Raw genomic sequence first — 18308 nt, forward strand, 5'->3', positions numbered from 1 at the left:
TCAGATCTCCACTTTGGGGGCTTCGACCGCCTTGATGGCGGCGTCGGGATCGGCGATGACGCGCACGAGCTTTTCGAATGAGAACAGGGCGATGAGCAGCCCGCCGCCGGCCAGCGGCATGTAGTCGACGCCCTGGGGCAGGTTGATGCCGGGCATCTTGGCCGCCCAGGTCTCGACGGTCAGCTCGTAGCCGTACCAGGCCATGAACAGGCCGAAGCAGATGATCAGCAGATTGGTCGTCTGCATCAGCACGATCTTCAGCGTCGGCGGGGCGTAATGCAGGCCGATCTCGAAACCCATATGGGTGCCGTCGCGCACGCCGACGGCCGAGCCGAGCAGGATGAACCAGCTCATCAGCAGGAGCGCCGCCGGCTCGGTCCAGCTCGGCGAGGCATTGAGCACGTAGCGGCCGAACACCTGCCAGGCGACCATGGCGGTCATGACCAGAAGGCCGATGCCCGAGAGCCACAGCGCAAGTCTCGAAATCGGCGCGAGCACGCGCGAAAGTGCCGCCGCGGTTTGACGCATGAAAGCCTCGTGGAATGGAGAAGTCGAAGGACCGGCGCGTCGGCCGCGCCGGCCCGGCCCAGCCCGATCAGGCCGAGGTGACCGCCTGGATCTTCGCGACCATGGCCTTGAGCCCGGCATCCTTCACATATTTGTCGTAGATCGGCTTCATCGCGTCGATGAAGGCCTGTTTCTCGACCGGATTGACCTGCGCCCCGCGGCCGCGGACGGTGGCCTCCGAACTCTTCTCGCGGGCCTGCCAGAGCTCGCGCATCTTCAGCACGGATTCCTTGGCGCTGGCGCGAACGATGTCGCGATCGCCGGGGCTGAGCTTGTCGAAGGAGCGTTTCGACATGACCAGCACTTCCGGCGACATCGAATGCTCGGTCAGCGAATAGAATTTCGCGACCTCGAAATGGCGGGTCGATTCGAAGCTCGGCCAGTTGTTCTCGGCGCCGTCGATGACGCCGGTCTGCAGGCTGGTATAAACCTCGCCGAAGGGCATCGGCGTGGCATTGGCGCCGAGCGCATTGACCAGGTCGATGAACATGTCGGACTGCTGGACCCGGATCTTCATGCCCTTCATGTCGGCCAGCGTCGCGATCGGCCGCTTCGAATTGTAGAAGGAGCGGGCGCCGGAATCGTAGAAGGCGAGACCGACCAGGCCATGGGCGGAAAAGGCGTTCAGGATGCCGTCGCCGATCTCGCCGTCCATCACCTTCTGCATATGCGCCACCGAGCGGAACAGGAACGGCAGCGACGGCACGTTGGTTTCGGCAATCAGATTGTTGAACGGCGCCATGTTGATGCGGTTCATATCGATGACGCCGAAGCGGGTCTGCTCGATGGTGTCCTTTTCCTGGCCCAGCTGGGCGGAATGAAACACGTTGATCTTGATGCGGCCGCCGGTGCGCTGCTCGATCAGGCTGCCCATGAACTTGACCGCCTCGATGGTCGGATAGCCATCGGGATGGATGTCGGTGGATCTGAGCGTCACGGTCTGGGCAAAGGCCCGGCCGGTGAGGGCGGGGGTCGCGACAAGCGCGGCGGCGGTGGACATGAGCGTCCGGCGTGACAGCATGGTTTCCTCCCGGTTGGCCGTCATGTTCCCTTCTGGCGACGGGGAACATTCAAAGCGCGCCCGCGTTTATGGGGTTTCGCTTCGCCGGATAGTCTAGTATGCACTTGTATGGAAGTTCAAGCCCAGGACCAATGATGCTCGATCTCGCGCCTCTTCAATCCGGTTCGCCCCGCGCGGTCGAAAGCGCCGCGGCCCGGATCGAACGTGAATTGCGGATGCAGATCATCGATTTGACGATCAAGCCGGGCGAACGCCTGTCGGAGACCGAAATCGGCGAGCGCTTCCACGTTTCGCGCCAGCCGGTGCGGGAGGCCTTCATCGCACTGATGCGGGCCGGCCTGCTCGACGTTCAGCCGCAGCGCGGCACCGTCGTGGTGAAATTGTCGGTGCGCCGCATGCTCGACGCGCGCTTCATCCGCGAGGCGCTGGAGCTGGCGATCATCCGGCGTGCCTGCGAGCGCTTCGATCCGCATTACCGCGACCGTGCCCATGCGTTGATCGAGGCCCAGGCCAAGGCCGTCGAGGCCGACGATCACCGAACCTTCCAGAAGCTCGACACGCTGTTCCACGTGGCGCTCGCCGAGGGCGCCGGCTGCCTCGCGGCCTGGGCGGCGATCGAGCAGCAGAAGGCCCATATGGACCGGGTCTGCGCCCTGACCCTGCACAGCATCGGCACGATGGAGCCGCTGGTGGCGCAGCACCGGGCGATCCTGGAGGCGGTCGAAGCCGGCAATGCCGAGGCAGCGGTCGCGGCGATGACCCATCACCTCAACGAGATTCTCCGCGCGGTCGCCGGCATCGAGCTGAAATTCGCCGATCTTTTCGAGTGAGGCGGGGCGCAGAAAGCTCAGCTGAATCAACCCTCTCCCTTTGGGAGAGGGTTGATTTATCGTCGCTTTTCAAATTCAGGCCCGCGGCCCGTACTGCTCTTCCGACACCTGTTCCAGCCAATCCACCGTCTTGCCGTCCAGGCTCTCCTGGATGGCGATATGGGTCATCGCGGTGGTGGCCGTCGCGCCGTGCCAGTGTTTCTCGCCCGGAGGGATCCAGACGACGTCGCCCGGGCGAATCTCCTGGATCGGGCCGTCCCAGGTCTGGGTCCAGCCGCAGCCGGAGGTGACGATCAGGGTCTGGCCGAGCGGATGGGTATGCCAGGCGGTGCGGGCGCCGGGTTCGAAGGTGACGTTGAGGGCGCGGACCCTGGCCGGGGCGGGGGCCTCGACGATCGGGTCCTGTCTGACGCTGCCTGTGAAATAGTCGCTCGACGGCCTGGTCGAGGGGCGGGATCCTGACCGCTTGATGTCCATCTCAGTCTCCTTCGGATTGTCGGGACAGCCGTTTCAGTCTTCGCCGGCGAGCGCGCGCTTCAGCCGCCGCAGGATGACGTTGCGCGAGCGGTCGTCGGCGGCCTTGTCGAGCGCGGCGCGCAGGTCGAGCAGAAAAGCCGCGGTATCGTTGTGCCAGTCGTGGCCGACCACGCGGTCGGGCTCGAGCCGGCGGGTCGGCACCGGCGCCAGGATGCGGGCCTGGCCGGCAGCGATCTCGATGGTGTCGTCGAGATGCGGCACCATGACCTGTTCGGGCGGCACGATCCGTTCGCCGACGGTCGGCGCGAAAGCCGCGAGCGCCCGTTCCTCGGCATGGACAAGGACCACGCCCGAGCGGATCGGCTTGCGCGCGGCGAGCCAGTCGAGCACTTCGCTGCGGTCGGCGTGGCCGGAATAGGCGTCGATCATCCGGATCGTCGCCTGCACCTTGACCTCGTCACCCTGGATGTTCACCGTCCGGGCACCGTCGAGGATGATGCGGCCGAGCGTGCCCTCGGCCTGATAGCCGACCATCAGCACCGTGGTCGACGGCCGCCAGAGATGGTTCTTCAGGTGGTGGCGAATGCGGCCGGCGTCGCACATGCCGCTTGCGGCGATGATGATGTGGAAGCCGCGCAGGCGTTCGAGCGAGCGGCTCTGGTCGGCGGATTCGGTGAAGCGCACCTGCGGCGAATTGGCCAGCCGTTCGAGCCCGCCATTGTCTTCCAGTTCGCCGGCATGGCTCTGAAAGATCTCGGTGGCTTTGATGGCGAGCGGCGAGTCGACGAAGATCTGGGCTTCGGGCACCTCGCCCTGTTCCATTGCCGACAGGAGGTCGGCGAGGATTTCCTGGGTGCGCTCGACGGCAAAGCAGGGGATCAGCAGCGGGCCGCCGCGCTTGGCCGCGGCATTGACCTCGGCGGCCAGCACCGCGCGCCGGCCGCTCACCGTCGTCGCCGGCCGGTCGCGGTCGCCATAGGTCGCCTCGCAGACGACCAGGTCGAGATCGACCGGGCCGTTCGGATCCGGGTGGAACAGCTTGGCGTCGGGCCCGAGGTCGCCGGACATCAGCACCCGGACCGGCGCTGTGCCGTCGCTTTCGGTGAACTCCAGTTCGATCGAGGCCGAGCCGAGAATATGGCCGGCATTCCAGTAGCGGGCCCGGATGCCGGCGCCGAGCGGCAGCCACTTGCCGTAGTCGACAGCGCGGAACTGGTCGAGGCAGGCGACCGCGTCGGCCGCCGTATAGATCGGCTCGACCTTGGCCTCGCCCTTGCGGCTCTTGCGCCGGTTGAGCTGCTCGACCTCCATTTCCTGGATATGGCCGCTGTCCGGCAGCATGATCGAGCAGAGATCGACGGTCGAACGGGTGGCGTGGATCGGCCCGCGGAAGCCGGCCTTGGTGAGTTTCGGCAGCAGGCCGGAATGGTCGATATGGGCGTGGGACAGCAAGACCGCGTGCAGGTCGGCCGGGCGGAACGGAAAGGTCCGGTAGTTCAGCGCCTTGAGCGTCTTCGAGCCCTGGAACATGCCGCAGTCGACCAGGATGCGCCGGCCATTGGCCTCGAACAGATAGGACGAGCCGGTGACCACCCGGGCGGCGCCCAGAACATGCAAGCGGATCGACATCAGGCGGCTCCCTTCGGTGATGGCGGGGCGATACCGTCGGCCTTGGCGATCAGGTCCCAGAGCGCGGCGGGCGTATCGGCGAAGCTCAGGAGGTCGAGTTCGGCCCGGCTGACCATGCCGGTTTCGACCAGGGTGTCGAAATGGACGACCGAGCGCCAATATTGCTCGTCGAACAGCACGACGGGAATGGCGCGCATCTTGTTGGTCTGCATCAGTGCCAGCACCTCGAACAGCTCGTCGAACGTGCCGAAGCCGCCGGGAAACACCACCAGGGCATTGGCGCGCATGGCCAGATGCATCTTGCGCATCGCGAAATAGTGAAACAGGAAGGTCAGGTCGGGGGTCGAATAGGCGTTCGGCTCCTGCTCGTGCGGCAGGCGGATGTTGAAGCCGATCGAGGGCGCGCCGGCATCGGCCGCGCCGCGATTGGCGGCCTCCATCAGGCCGGGGCCGCCGCCGGTGGCGATGACATTGTCGCGACCGCCCTGATTGGCCCTGAGGGCGCCGCCGTTCAGCGAGGCCAGGCGGCCGAATTCGCGTGCCGCCGCATACCACGCGGCTTGCCGCCCCGGGCCGTCCTCGCGCACCCGCGCGCTGCCGAACACGACGATGGTCGAGCGCACGGCCCAGCGGCGCAGCGCCTGTTCGGCCTTTTCGTATTCGAGCAGGAAACGAACGCCGCGCTGGGCTTCGGCCAGCAGGAAATCCTGGTCGAGGGCGGGCAGGACATAGGAGGGGGAGGCGAGCTGGGCGGCGTTGGAAGCGGGGTCATGCATGTCTTGATGTCTCAGGCTCACTGTCGGGATCCGATGGTAGACCCAGGACGGGCCGCGGTCGACCGGCCGCGATCGGGCCGGCCGGCCGGCGACCCTGCCATGCGGGCGGCTTGCTCTGGTTTCACGCGCCGGAATGTGCAAACCATGCCGGCCCTATCAGGGCCTTGGTCGTGCTGAGCGGCACCCAAGCCCGACTACAGGCCGCGATCCGGTATCCCCGTCCGGATCGATGCAATCTCGGAGAAGCGACGCCATGACCACCGTGTTCCGCAATTTCATCGCAGGCGAGTTTGTCGCCGTTGAGAAGGCCTCGCCCAACCTGAACCCGTCCAATACCGGCGATGTCGTCGGCGAATATGCCCAGGGCTCGGCCGACGACCTGAAAGCGGCGGTCGCCGCCGCCAAGGCCGCCTTCCCGGCCTGGAGCCGCTCGACCCCGCAGGAGCGCTATGAGGTCCTGAAGAAGGCTTCCGACGAAGTGCTGGCGCGCAAGGACGAGCTCGGCAAGCTGTTGTCGCGCGAAGAGGGCAAGACCCTGCCCGAGGGCATTGGCGAGGTGACCCGCGCCGGCCAGATCCTGGCCTTCTTCGCGGGCGAGGCGCTCCGCCTCAACGGCGAGCTGGTCAATTCGGTGCGTCCGGGCGTCGGCATCGAGGTCACCCGCGAGCCGGTCGGCGTCATCGGCCTGATCACGCCCTGGAACTTCCCGATCGCCATTCCGGCCTGGAAGCTGGCGCCGGCGCTCGCCTATGGCAATACCGTGGTGCTGAAGCCGGCCGATCTGGTGCCGGGCTCGGCCTGGGCGCTGGTCGACATCCTCAACCGTGCCGGGCTGCCGAAGGGCGTGCTGAACCTGGTCATGGGCCGCGGCTCGGTGGTCGGCCAGGCCATGCTGGAACATCCCGATGTGGCGGCGATTTCGTTCACCGGCTCGGTCTCGACCGGCCGGCGGGTGGCCGCGGCCTGCGTCGCATCGACGCCGATGAAGAAGGTGCAGCTCGAAATGGGCGGCAAGAACCCGCTCGTGGTGCTCGACGATGCCGACCTCGGCGTCGCGATCGAGGTTGCCGCCAACGGCTCGTTCTTCTCCACCGGCCAGCGCTGCACGGCGTCTTCGCGCCTGATCGTCACCGAGGGCATTCACGACCGCTTCGTCGACGCCCTGACCGAGCGGATGAAGGGCCTGGTGGTCGACGACGCGCTGAAGGCCGGCACCCATATCGGCCCGGTGGTCGACGAGAGCCAGCTCGGCCAGGACGAGAAATACATCGCCATCGGCCGCGACGAGGGCGCCAAGCTGCATTGGGGCGGCGAGCGGCTGAACCGCGACACGCCTGGCTTCTTCCTGCAGCCGGCGCTGTTCACCGGCGTCACCAACGACATGCGCATCGCCCGCGAGGAGATTTTCGGGCCGGTCGCGGCGGTGGTCCGGGTGAAGAACTATGACGAGGCGCTGGCGGTGGCCAACGACACCGATTTCGGCCTCGCTTCGGGCATCTGCACCACGTCGCTGAAATACGCGACCCACTACAAGCGCAATTCCGACGCCGGCATGGTGATGGTCAACCTGCCGACGGCGGGCGTCGACTATCACGTGCCCTTCGGCGGCCGGAAGGGCTCGAGCTACGGCCCGCGCGAGCAGGGCGCCTATGCCCGCGAGTTCTACACCACGGTGAAGACCAGCTACACGCTCGCCTGAGCCTGGCCCGTGACTGCCCGGGCCCGACCAGGCCCGGGCTTTCGCCGCTCCTGCAGCGCATCGCTTGCGCCCCGGCCGGCCGTCCACGCAGGACCGCCCGCCGGGGCGCAATGCTGTTCGGCCCGCCCTCCCGGCCGGGGCCAGGTGCCGCGCCCCGGCCACATGACGCGATATGCGCCGGGGACTGGCGCCGGAGCCGCCGGCGCGGAAGACTGCGTGCCGTTGTCCCGGCGCGGTAGGACTTGCCATGGAACTCGACGCCTTTCGCCTGTTCGCAGCCGTCGTCGATCACGGCAGCATCGCCGCGGCCGCGCGCAGCTTCGGCATTTCACCGTCGCTCGCCAGCCGGCGCATCGCGGCGCTGGAGCAGGATGTCGGCGCAAAGCTTCTGCTGCGCACGACACGCTCGATCGCAACGACCCAGGCCGGAACCGCCCTGCTCGGCTGGGCGCGCCATGCGGTCACCGACTGGGCCCGCATCCGCGATGAGATCGGCGCCATGCAGGGCCGGGCCTCGGGCCTCGTCCGCATCGCCACCAACGACTATGCGGCTTCCGCCTATCTGCCGACGCTGCTGGCGAGCTTCGCGGAGCGCCAGCCGGACGTGCGCATCGTGATTTCGATCGCGCAGGAGCCGGCCCGCCTGCTCGACGGCGCCTGCGATCTCGCCATTCACGCCGGCCGGCGCCCCGATGCCGAGCTGATCGGCCGCCGGATCTATGAATATAGCCGGCGGATCGTCGCCTCGCCCGCCTATCTGGCGCGCCGGGGCACGCCGAGGACGCTTGCCGAACTCGCCGGCCACACCTGCCTGACTCATACGGTGAGCGAGCCGGCGGAATGGCATTTCGAGGCCGCGGACGGCCGCCTGCATGCCCTGCGCATCCATTCGCAGCTGGCTTGCGACAGCTGGACCATGCTGCTGGCGCTGACGCTTGCCGGCGCCGGTGTCGCTCGCCTCTCCGACTCGCTGGTCCGGGACGGGATCGCGGAGGGCCGGCTCGTCGACCTGCTCGGCGAGCTGCGCTCGGTCTATCCCGACGGCGATCCGCCGGCGATGTGGGTCCTGGCCGCCCACAAGGATCTGCCGCTGCGCACGCGCCTGCTGGCCGATCACCTGACCGAAGGCTTGCTGGCCAACCATCGCCGCATCCGCGGCTAGCTTGCCATTCGGCGGGGACTCATTCGTGCAGAATCTGCACGAACCCAAATCATGCGCGCCGGCTACTCATGCCGCCGTCCCTGGCTCACTCTCGGTGTCAAGAGCTGACGGGTGAGGGAACGAACGTGCCGCATTTCATTGCCGCCGATACCGGCGGAACCTTCACCGACGTGACGGTCTACGATCCGGTCAAGGGCGAGATCCGCTTCGGCAAGACGCTGACGACCTATCGCGACCTGATCGACGGCGTCGTCGCCGGCATCGACGAGGCGGGTGGGGACATCGGCGACACCGCGGCGCTGCGTCATGGCACGACCCATGTCATCAACGCCTTTCTGCAGCGGCGCGGCGCGAAGGCCGCGCTGGTCGCGACCCGCGGTTTCCGCGACGTGCTGGAGATCGGGCGCGGCAACCGGCCGGTGCCGTTCGACACCGGCTCGCGCCGTGAGCCGCCGCTGGTGCCGCGCGCGCTGCGTTTCGAGGTGACGGAACGGGTGGGTGCGGATGGCAGCGTCATCGAGGCCCTCGACGAGGCCGAGGTCGAGGCGCTCGCTTCCGTCCTGATCGCGGCCGGCGCCGAGGCGGTCGCCGTTTCCTTCCTCAACGCCTACGCCAATCCGCGCCATGAACAGCGCGCCGCCGCGATCCTGAGCGCACGCCTGCCCGGTGTCTATGTCACCGCGGCCACCGCGCTGACGCGGGAATGGTTCGAATATGAGCGCAGCGCGACCGCCGCGGCCAATGCCTTCGTCGGCCCGGCGATCGCGGCCTATGCCGGCGGCTTCTCGCGGCGCCTGAGCCAGCGGGGCTTTGCCGGAACGCTGGCGATGATGGGCTCCAATGGCGGGGTCATGCCGTTCGAGGCCGCGGTCGAGCGGCCGGTGGCGCTGGTCGAGTCGGGGCCGATCGGCGGTGTGATCGCGGCGGCGGCCTATGCGCGCGCGCTCGGCCTCGGCAAGATGATCGCCTTCGACATGGGCGGCACGACGGCGAAATGCGCGCTGGTCGAGGATGGGGTCTTCGCCGTGCAGCCGACCTATTGGGTCGGCGGCTATGCCCGCGGCTTTCCGATCAGGAGCCCGGTGCTCGACATTGTCGAGGTCGGTGCCGGCGGCGGCTCGATCGCCTGGGTCGATCCGCAAGGGCGCCTGCGAGTCGGGCCGCGCAGCGCCGGCTCGGAGCCGGGTCCGGCATGTTTCGGCCGGGGCGGCGGCGAGCCGACGGTGACCGATGCCAATCTCAGGCTCGGACGTATCGGGGGGCAGAGCTTTCTCGGCGGACGGCTGGCGCTCGATGCCCAGGCGGCCCATGCGGCGATCGCCGGGCGCGCGGCGGTGCCGCTCGGTTATGGCGACGGCGAGGCGGCGACCACGCGGGTCGCCCATGGCATCCTGGACATGGCGACCACCCTGATGGCCGGGGCGGTCAAGGAGGTGACGGTCGCGCGCGGCCACGATGTGCGCGATTTCACGCTTTTCGTGTTCGGCGGCGGCGGCCCGATCTTCGGCGTCGAGCTGGCGCGGCATCTCGGCATCCGGCAGGTCATCGTACCGCCGCAACCCGGCAATTTCTCGGCGGTCGGCATGCTGCTGGCCAATGCCCGGCTGGATGTGGCGCGCAGCCTGGTAACCGATCTCTCGGCCGCCGGCATGGCCATGCTCGAGGCCGCCCTGGCGGAACTGAAGGGCGAGGCCCTGGCGGCGGCGGCGCGGGAATTCGCCGGCCGCGACGTCCTCCTGCACTGGCAGGCGGACATGCGCTATCGCGGCCAGCGCCACAGCATTCCCGTCGATTTCGTGGGCGTGCCGACCGCCGACGGGCTGCGCGCGGCTTTCGAAGCCGGCTACGGCAAACGCTTCGGCCGCACCTTGGGCGAGGACTTCGCGCCCGAGATCGTCGGGCTGCGCGTCACCGCCGAAAATCCCGGCGACCGGCCGGACCTCGGCTTGCTGGCGCCGGCCGCCGCGGCCGGGACGCGACCGGCGCCGGTTGCCCATCGGCCGCTGCATCTGCGCCCGGGTGGCTGGGTCGATGCGCCGGTCTGGCGGCGCGACACCTTGCCAGCCGGCTTCACCCTGACCGGTCCGGCGGTGATCGAGGAATACGGCTCGACCACGCTGATCGGCGCCGGCGACGTCGCGACGATCGGCGCCCTCGGCGAGATCGCCATCCGCCTGATCGATTGAGGAGAATTGTCCGTGAGCGACGCATTGCCGGAAACCGATATGGCGCAGGACCCGATCGAGATCGAGATCCTGCGCCACGAGATCCTGTCGATCCCCAACCAGATCGAGCGCAATATCGAGCGCAGCGCATTCAGTCCGCTGGTGCAGGAATATAAGGACTATTCGGTCGGACTGGTCGACCCCGAGGGGGCACTGATCGCCCAGTCGCGCGGCAGCCTGCCGATTTTCGTCGCCAATGCATTGGGCACCGGCGTGCGCGAGGCGATCACGGTGCATGGCGCGGGTGCGCTCCGCCACGGCGATGCGATACTGACCAATTCGGCGGCAACGCTCGGCCAGCACCTCAACAATGTCGTCCTGCTCACGCCGGTGCGCGAGGGCGGCGAGGCCAATGGCGCCCTGCTCGGCTTTTTCGCCGTGCTGGTTCATTGGATCGATGTCGGCGGCTCGGCGCCGGGATCGAGCACCGGCACCGAGACGACGGATGTCTGGCAGGAGGGGCTGCAACTGCCCTGCGTCCGGTTGCTGGATGGCGGCCGTCGGGTCGAGGACATGTTCCGGCTCTGCGCCACCAACAGCCGCTTTCCGCGGCTTCTGCTCGGCGACCTCGAGGCGCAGCTCGCCGGCTGCCTGCTCGGGCGCGACATGGTGCTCGACATCGCGCGCCGGCGCGGTGCGGCCATGCTGCGCGCGACCGTCGAGACGATGCGGCGCCAGGCGCGGGAGGCGGCCGCCGATGTGATCGCCGCGATCCCGGCCGGCATCTATGAGGCGGAGAGTTTCCTCGACGGCGAGAAGGGCGTCAGCGTGCCGATCCGCGTCGCGGTCCACGCGGCGGACGGGCGGCTGACGGTCGATCTCTCGGGCCTCGGGCCGCAAATGGCGGGCCCGTCCAATGCCGGCCGCAACGGCGGGGCGGTCGCCGCGGCACGGATCGCCGCCAAATATGTGCTGACGCCGGAGGAGCCGGTCAGCCAGGGCGATTTCGACCTGCTCGACGTCGAGGCGCCCGACGGCACCTTTCTGACGGCGAGCCCCGATGCGCCCATTGGCGGCTCGGGCAACACCATACCGACCGTCGTGGACACCATCCTCCGGGCGATCGGCGGGGCGCTGCCCTCGCATGTCGCCGCGGCCCACCATGGCACCTATGGTGTCCACACCCTGTTCGGCCGGCTGCCGCAAACCGGCGAACTTTTCACCAATCTGGATACGGTGACGGGTGGCTGGGGCGCGACCGCGGAGGAGGACGGCGCGTTTCCGTTGCGCTCCAACGCCCATGGCGACGTGCCCGACATTCCCGTCGAGATGCAGGAGGCGCTCTACCCCTTCCTGCTCATGCGCAAGGCCCTGCGGCCCGACAGCGGCGGGCCCGGCCGGCGCCGTGGCGGATTGGGCGTGGAGAAGGACTATCGCATTGTCGCGCCCTGCAAGGTGGGCCTCAAGTTCGAGCGCGGCCAGTGCCCACCCTGGGGCCTGGCGGGCGGCGGCGCCGGCGAGACCTGCTTCGTCGAGATCACCAGGGCCAATGGTGAGAGCCTGCGTGCCTGGAAAGGGACCTTCGCGCTCGACCCCGGCGACCGGATGCGGGTCGTCTCCGGCGGCGGCGGCGGCTACGGACCGGCCTTCGAGCGTGAACCGGAGCGTGTCCTGGCCGATATCGAAGCCGGCTATGTAAGCGTGGAGCAGGCTGCCGCCAGCTATGGCGTCCTGCTGACCGCGGAGGGGCGGCTGGACGTCGCGGCCACCGCCGCGCGCCGCGCCGCGCCGGGCGCAAGACCGTAAATCCAAGCGTGACGACAAAAAAGACAGGGAGAGAGAAATGCCGGATTTCCTGATACCACGGCGCACCGTCCTGGGGGCGGGCGCCGCGCTGCTCGCCGCAACAAGCGGAGCCAGGGCACAGGCCTGGCCGAGCCGGACGATCCAGATCCTGGTCGGTTTCGGCGCCGGCGGCGTCAGCGACGTGGCGACCCGCCTGCTCGCCGAAGGGCTCAGGCCGCTGATCGCACAGCCCATCGTGATCGAGAACCGCGCCGGTGCCAGCGGCATGATCGCCGCCGGCGTGGTGGCACGTGCCGCTCCCGACGGCTACATGCTGCTCGGCGTGCCCGGCACCATCACCATCGTGCCCTCGGTGATGAACAACCTGCCGATCGACGTGCTGCGCGATCTCGAGCCGATCACCATCTACGCAACCTCCCCCAACGTGCTGGTGGTCAGGCCGGATCTGCCGGTGCGCGACGTGGCGGAATTGCTGGCCGCGATCCGCGCCAAACCGCCGGAGGACTTCGCCTATGCCTCGTCGGGCCTCGGCACGACGGTGCACCTGATGGCCGGCATGATCGAGCGCGCGGCCGGCATTCGCATGCGCCACATTCCGTTCCGCAGCTCGGCCGATTCGATCCGCTCGGTCATGGCGGGCGAGCTGCCCATGGTGTTCTCCTCGGTCAATTCGGCGCTGCCGTTCATCCAGTCCGGTTCGGTCAGGGCGCTGGCGGTGGCGACCGAGAAGCGCACGGCCTTCCTGCCCGATGTGCCGACCTTCGACGAGGCGGGGCTGCCGGGCATCCGCTCCGACACCTGGTTCGGACTGGCGGGCCCCGCCGGCATGCCGCGGGCGCTCGTCGAGCAGATCGCCGCGCTATGCGACAAGGTCATGGCGGATCCCGAGATGCAGGCGCGGTTCTCGGCCCTCGGCGCCCAGCCGACCGGGCTCGGGCCGGATGCGGCACGCGCTCAGATGGAGCGCGAGGTGAAGGCCTTCGCCGAACTCGCCGCGGCCATGGGCATCAGGCGGGAAGGGCAGTGACCGGTATCGGAACGATCCGCGGCGCCTGAGCTGGAGGATGGGCGCGCGGCTCAATCCGCCGCGGTGCCTGTTCTTCAGGACGGGGCGAAAGGCGTCTCAGGTCTCGCGCGCCAGCTGCTCGACCAGCAGGCGCGCGGTCCGCAGAAGCCGGCCGTCATCGCGGCGGGCGCCGACCAGCTGCACGCCGATCGGCAGGCCGTCGGCCTCGAGCAGGGGCAAGGTCACCGCCGGCACGCCGAGACAGGTCCAGAAGGCGTTGAACACGGGATCGCCGGTGTAATCGATGCCTGACGGTGCCGGCCCGGCGGCGGCGGGCGTCAGGATCGTGCCATGGTCGTAGAACAGTGCCTCGATGGTGCGGTAGAGCGTCTCGCGGCGCTCGAGCGCCGCGGCGTAATCGACGCCGCTGAAGGCCCGCCCTTCCTCGATCATCACGACGAGTTCGGCCGAGACAAGCGCCGGGGTGCGGTCGAACAGCGGGCCGAAATGATAGGCGAGCTCGACCAGCTGGATGACGCGGGCGGCGGCGAGGCCCGCTTCGATCGACCGGTCGATGTCGATCTCGACGACCTGGTGGCCGAGCACCTCGGCGAGCTCGCCGAAGGCCTCGCGCATCGACGCGGCGGCGGCGCCCCAGGCCGGCGATTTGACCAAGGCGAAGATCGGCGGGATCGGCCAGTCCATGGTGGCGAGCCCGACCAGGCCGGCGCGGCTCTGCGCCAGGCTTGCCGGGTCGCGCGGGTCATAACCCTGGAGCACATCGCCGGCGAGCGCCAGGTCATCGACCGAGCGGGCCATGACGCCGACGGTGTCGAGCGAATGCGCCTGGGTGAGCACGCCCGGGCGCGGGATGAGGCCGAAGGTCGGCTTGAAGCCGTAGACGCCGCAGAACGAGGCCGGACGGATCACCGAGCCGGCGGTCTGGGTGCCGAGCGCCAGCGGCACCATGGTGTCGGCGACGGCGGCCGCCGAACCGGAAGACGAGCCGCCGGGCGTATGGGCGGGATTGTGCGGGTTGCGTGTCGGGCCGGGATGGCGAGCGGCAAGCTCCGTCGTCACCGTCTTGCCGATGATCACGGCGCCGGCGGCCCGGAGTGCCGCGACGCAGGCCGCATCCGTCTCGGGCCGGTTGCCGACAAAGGCCGGCGAGCCATGTTCGGTCGGATAATCCGCCGTCTCGATGACGTCCTTGACCGCCACCGGCACGCCGTGGAGCGGGCCGGTGCCCTTGCCTTCGATCCGCGCCTGGTCCGCCGCCCGGGCGGCCCTCAGCGCATGGTCGGGATCGATATGGACGAAAGCCTGGAGCGCGTCCTGGCGGGCCGCGATCCGGTCGAGACAGGCGCCGACCAGCGCCTCGGAGGTGATCTCGCCACGCCGGATCAGATCGGCCGCCGCGGTCGCGGTCAGCCCGGTCAAGGGGTCATGCGTCATCGCTGCTCGCTCAGTCCCCAACCTAGGACCCGCCATAGAGGAAATTGGGTAGCCAGACGGTGAGGCCGGGCCACACGTACATGATCACCATACACAGCACGACGATGAGCATGTAGGGCATCATGCCGGCGAAGATCTGGTTGATGGTGACGTGTTTGGGCGCGACCCCCTTCAGGTAGAAGGCCGACATCGCCACCGGCGGCGACAGGAAGGCCGCCTGCAGGTTGACGAAGACGAGCACGCCCCAAAGGATCGGGTCGATGCCGAAATGCTTGAGCAGCGGCAGGAAGATCGGCACGAAGATGATGATGATCTCGGTCCATTCCAGCGGCCAGCCGAGCACGAAGATGATCGCCTGCGACAGGATCATGAACTGCATCGGGGTCAGGTCGAGCGACAGCACCCAGCGCTCCAGCAGGGCCTGGCCGCCGAGAATGGCGAAGACGCCCGAGAACAGGGCCGAGCCGACGAACAGCCAGCACACCATGGAGGTGGTCTTGGCGGTGAGGAACACCGCCTCCTTGGTGCGCGACCAGTTGAGCGTGCCGGCATGGAGCGCCAGCAGGAAGGCGCCGGCGGCGCCGACCGCGGCCGATTCGGTCGCCGTGGTGATGCCGAACAGGATGACCACCAGCACGACGGCGGTGAGGATGCCGAGCGGCAGGATCGAGGTGGTGAGCAGCTTGACCAGCTCGAACCGGTCCGCCGTCATGCGCCAGTAATAGCGCGCGAGCATGAGCGCCGAGGTCGAGGCGAGGCCGGCGAACCAGAGATAGAAGGCACGCGACGGTCCCTTCTCGGCGGCGCTGGTCGGCTCGGCTGAAACGCTCGCGGAGCCGAGCTGTTCGAGCCCGGCCGGGCCGGCCTCGACCGCGCCGGCCGGCAGGTGAATGGCGACATACCACCAGATCAGCGCATAGGTGCCGGCGGTCAGCGCGAAGGGCACCAGCGCGTAGCCGAGATTCTGCAGCAGGGCGGCGTAACCCATGGGCCGGCCGTCGACGGTGATGGCGCGCGCCTTGGCGGGTGAGACCAGCGCCTTGCACAGGCCGGCGAGAATGTTCTTCGAATAGGCCTCCTGGAACCGCGTCAGCCAATCCGGCACCGGTACCTTGGTCTGTTCCGGCGGCAGCGGCGGGGCGAGCTTCGGATTGATCAGCGCCGAGCCGACGATATAGACGAGATAGAGCAGGGCCAGGAAGAAGCCTGGGAACATGGCCGCGGCATAAAGCTTGACGATCGACTGCCCGGCGACCGCGGCATAGACGATGATCATCACCGAGGGCGGAATGAGGATGCCGAGCGTGCCGCCGGCGGTGATGACGCCAGCCGCCAGCCGGACATCGTAGCCGGCGCGCAGCATCGGATTGAAGGCGATCACGCCCATCAGCACGACGACCGCGCCGACCAGTCCGCTGGCGATGCCCCAGAAGGTGCAGACGATCAGCGTCGCCACCGCCAGCGAGGCCGGCACCCGGCTGAAGGCCAGCTGGATCGAATAGAACATCTTGTCGACCAGGGCGCCGCGCTCCATCACATAGCCCATCAGCACGAAGAGCGGGATGGACAGCAGCACGTCATTGGTCATCGAGCCGTAGGTGCGCTGGACCATCAGGTCGAAGACGAGATTGTCGGTCCAGGCCTGGCCGGACTTGAAATAGGCGATGAAGCCGAAGACGATGCCGAGCCCCATCAGCGTGAAGGCGGTGGGAAAGCCCAGCATGATGACGACGACGATGAGCCCCAACATCAGGAGGCCGAGGGCGGGATCGCTCATAGCTGGGGGCCTCCGCCGAGGCCACGCTGATGGGCCGCTTCGTCGATGTTCTTGGCCTGCGCGATGGCCAGCTTGCGGGTTTCGTCGTCGACATATTCGCTCTGGGCGAGCTGCTGCTCGACCACGTCGATCTCGTTGACGTCCTTCAGCCGGCTCGGCCATTCGCCGGTCTTCAGGCAGACGACGCAGCGCACGACTTCGGCGAAGCCCTGCAGCATGACCAGTGCGCCGGCGATCGGGATGATGGTCTTGAACGGATAGATCGGCGGACCGTCGGCGGTGACGCTCGAGTGCTCGCCGATGCGCCAGGAATCGGCGGCATAATGATAGCCGGCATAGATCAGCGCCAGGATGCCGGGGAAGAAGAACACCAGGTAGAGCACGAGATCGAGGGAGGCCTGGGTGCGCGGCCGCATCGAGCTGTACAGGAAGTCGCCACGGACATGGGCGTTCTGGGCCAGGGCATAGGCGCCGCACAACATGAAGGTCGAGCCGTAGAGCATGTTGCTCGCGTCGAAGATCCAGGCGGTCGGGGCATTCAGGACGTAGCGCTTGAACACTTCGCCGCAGACCAGCAGCATCAGGATGACGATCAGCCAGGCCGCAGCCTTGCCGACCCAGGTGCTGATGCCGTCGACCGCATGCAGGAATTGTTGAACCGTCATGGCAAACCGGGGTTGGAGCACGCGGCCGGCGGCGCGCATCGGCCAGGACAAGGGCAAGACAAAGCCGGCACCATTCGCCCGCGGGGAGCAAACGGGCCGGCGTTGTCGGGTCAGCGCTGCCTTGCGACGCCGTTGGCGCCGAAATAGTGGTCATAGGCCATGCGGCGATTGACCACCGTGTCCTGCTCCCACTGGGTGGCACGGCGCGCGAAGGCCAGCTGCGATTCGAGGATTTCCTTGAACAGCGGGTTTTCCGCCGACTTCTTGGCGATGACCTCGTCATAGACCTGCAACTGGCGGCGCAGCACCGTGTCCGGGGTCTTGTAGAACCGCACCCGGTCCTTGGTCTGCAGCTCGATATAGTCCTGCGAATAGCGGTCGATGGCCTTCCAGGACATGTCGGAGGAGGCCGCCTCGACGGCGTTCTCGATGATTGCCTTCATCCGGTCGGGCAGTGCGTCGAATTTCGCCTTGTTGAACGAAATCTCGAACTGCTCGGCGTTCTGGTGATAGCTCTGCAGCATGCAGACCTTGGAGACGTCGGCGAAGCCGAGCACCCGGTCCGACGAGGCGTTGTTGAACTCGGCCGCGTCGAGCAGGCCGCGATCCATCGCCGCGACGATCTCACCGCCAGGCAGCGCATTGACCGCGGCACCCATGGCGCTGAACACGTCGATCGAAATGCCCACGGTGCGGAACTTGAGGCCCTTCAGGTCGTCGACGCTGGTGATCGGCCGCTTGAACCAGCCGAGCGGCTGGGTCGGCATCGGGCCGTAGGGGAACGACACGACATTGGCGCCGATCGAGCTGTAGAGCTTGGCCAGCAATTGCTTGCCGCCGCCATATTTGTGCCAGGCGAGCAGCATGTTGGCGTCCATGGCGTAGCCGGGGCCGGAGCCCCAGAGCGCCAGCGCCGTCTGCTTGCCGTAGTGGTAGACGAGCACGCCGTGGCCACCGTCCAGCGTGCCGCGCGAGATGGCGTCGAGCAGGCCGAAGGCGGGCACGACGGCGCCCGCCGGCAGCACCTCGATCTTCAGGTCGCCGCCGGTCATGTCGTTCACCTTCTTGGCGAAATCGACGGCGAATTCGTGAAAGATGTCCTTGGACGGCCAGGTGCTCTGCCACCGCATCGAAATCGGCCCCTGGGCCTTGGCGACGGTCGGTGCGACGACGGTCGCCGCGGCGGCGAGTGCCGATCCGCGAAGGAATTTACGGCGTGATTGTGCTGACTCTTGTAGTGCCATGGTGCTCCGCTCCCTGATGTCGAGACCTC

15 protein-coding genes are annotated in these 18308 nt (G+C 68.0%); 6 read left to right on the forward strand and 9 right to left on the reverse strand.

All coding sequences use genetic code 11. The annotated features are described in order from the left end of the window. Together AC07WJ_RS05445 and AC07WJ_RS05450 are read right to left on the reverse strand one after the other, a co-directional pair. Nucleotides 1-528: a TRAP transporter small permease gene (locus AC07WJ_RS05445; RefSeq protein ID WP_494933488.1), complete on the reverse strand. Its 528-nt coding sequence runs from the start codon at nucleotides 526-528 to the stop codon at nucleotides 1-3. A gap of 67 nt (nucleotides 529-595) precedes the next feature. Then, nucleotides 596-1588: a TRAP transporter substrate-binding protein gene (locus tag AC07WJ_RS05450; protein WP_494933489.1), complete on the reverse strand. Its 993-nt coding sequence runs from the start codon at nucleotides 1586-1588 to the stop codon at nucleotides 596-598. 134 nt (nucleotides 1589-1722) lie between these two features. Between AC07WJ_RS05450 and AC07WJ_RS05455 the strand changes: the two genes are divergently transcribed. Then, the gene (locus AC07WJ_RS05455) at nucleotides 1723-2418 is read left to right on the forward strand and encodes a GntR family transcriptional regulator (protein ID WP_494933490.1); all 696 of its coding nucleotides are present in this window, start codon (nucleotides 1723-1725) and stop codon (nucleotides 2416-2418) included. Between the two features lie 75 nt (nucleotides 2419-2493). Here the strand turns inward: AC07WJ_RS05455 and AC07WJ_RS05460 are convergent, their stop codons facing one another. The 3 genes from AC07WJ_RS05460 to AC07WJ_RS05470 are packed head-to-tail and all read right to left on the reverse strand — an operon-like array spanning nucleotide 2494 to nucleotide 5300. Continuing rightward, nucleotides 2494-2895, reverse strand: coding sequence for a (R)-mandelonitrile lyase (locus tag AC07WJ_RS05460; protein ID WP_494933491.1), 402 nt, complete (start codon nucleotides 2893-2895; stop codon nucleotides 2494-2496). Nucleotides 2896-2928: 33 nt separating this feature from the next. Continuing rightward, nucleotides 2929-4524, reverse strand: coding sequence for an MBL fold metallo-hydrolase RNA specificity domain-containing protein (locus AC07WJ_RS05465; RefSeq protein ID WP_494933492.1), 1596 nt, complete (start codon nucleotides 4522-4524; stop codon nucleotides 2929-2931). Next, nucleotides 4524-5300: an LOG family protein gene (locus AC07WJ_RS05470; RefSeq protein WP_494933493.1), complete on the reverse strand. Its 777-nt coding sequence runs from the start codon at nucleotides 5298-5300 to the stop codon at nucleotides 4524-4526. Before AC07WJ_RS05470 ends, AC07WJ_RS05465 begins: the two co-directional genes overlap by 1 nt. Nucleotides 5301-5553: 253 nt before the next feature. On the opposite strand from AC07WJ_RS05470, the gene AC07WJ_RS05475 reads away from it, so the two are divergent. From AC07WJ_RS05475 to AC07WJ_RS05495, 5 genes are all read left to right on the forward strand, one after another. Next, a complete protein-coding gene (locus AC07WJ_RS05475; RefSeq protein ID WP_494933494.1) occupies nucleotides 5554-6999 on the forward strand; it encodes an aldehyde dehydrogenase family protein in 1446 nt (481 codons plus the stop codon). 247 nt (nucleotides 7000-7246) lie between these two features. Then, entirely contained in the window at nucleotides 7247-8161 is a 915-nt protein-coding gene (locus AC07WJ_RS05480) for a LysR family transcriptional regulator (protein ID WP_494933495.1), read from the forward strand. 125 nt (nucleotides 8162-8286) lie between these two features. After that, nucleotides 8287-10347 (forward strand): hydantoinase/oxoprolinase family protein, encoded by a 2061-nt coding sequence (locus tag AC07WJ_RS05485; protein WP_494933496.1) that lies wholly within the window; start codon nucleotides 8287-8289, stop codon nucleotides 10345-10347. Between the two features lie 12 nt (nucleotides 10348-10359). Beyond that, nucleotides 10360-12132: a hydantoinase B/oxoprolinase family protein gene (locus AC07WJ_RS05490; protein ID WP_494933497.1), complete on the forward strand. Its 1773-nt coding sequence runs from the start codon at nucleotides 10360-10362 to the stop codon at nucleotides 12130-12132. A 37-nt stretch (nucleotides 12133-12169) separates the two neighbouring features. Continuing rightward, nucleotides 12170-13159, forward strand: coding sequence for a Bug family tripartite tricarboxylate transporter substrate binding protein (locus AC07WJ_RS05495; protein ID WP_494933498.1), 990 nt, complete (start codon nucleotides 12170-12172; stop codon nucleotides 13157-13159). Between the two features lie 96 nt (nucleotides 13160-13255). Here the strand turns inward: AC07WJ_RS05495 and AC07WJ_RS05500 are convergent, their stop codons facing one another. The 4 genes from AC07WJ_RS05500 to AC07WJ_RS05515 all read right to left on the reverse strand — a co-directional run bounded on the left by AC07WJ_RS05500 (nucleotide 13256) and on the right by AC07WJ_RS05515 (nucleotide 18279). Then, nucleotides 13256-14593, reverse strand: a complete 1338-nt coding sequence (locus tag AC07WJ_RS05500) for an amidase (RefSeq protein ID WP_494933499.1) — start codon at nucleotides 14591-14593, stop codon at nucleotides 13256-13258. 22 nt (nucleotides 14594-14615) lie between these two features. After that, on the reverse strand, nucleotides 14616-16370 hold the full coding sequence (locus AC07WJ_RS05505) for a TRAP transporter large permease (RefSeq protein ID WP_494933500.1): 1755 nt from the start codon (nucleotides 16368-16370) through the stop codon (nucleotides 14616-14618). Further along, entirely contained in the window at nucleotides 16367-17035 is a 669-nt protein-coding gene (locus AC07WJ_RS05510) for a TRAP transporter small permease subunit (protein WP_494933501.1), read from the reverse strand. The genes AC07WJ_RS05505 and AC07WJ_RS05510 overlap by 4 nt, the downstream gene beginning before the upstream one ends. Nucleotides 17036-17145: 110 nt before the next feature. Further along, nucleotides 17146-18279, reverse strand: a complete 1134-nt coding sequence (locus AC07WJ_RS05515) for a TRAP transporter substrate-binding protein (protein ID WP_494933502.1) — start codon at nucleotides 18277-18279, stop codon at nucleotides 17146-17148. Between the last annotated feature and the right edge of the window lie 29 nt (nucleotides 18280-18308).

It is taken from the genome of Phreatobacter sp. GW821-FHT04C01 (genome assembly GCF_059420385.1).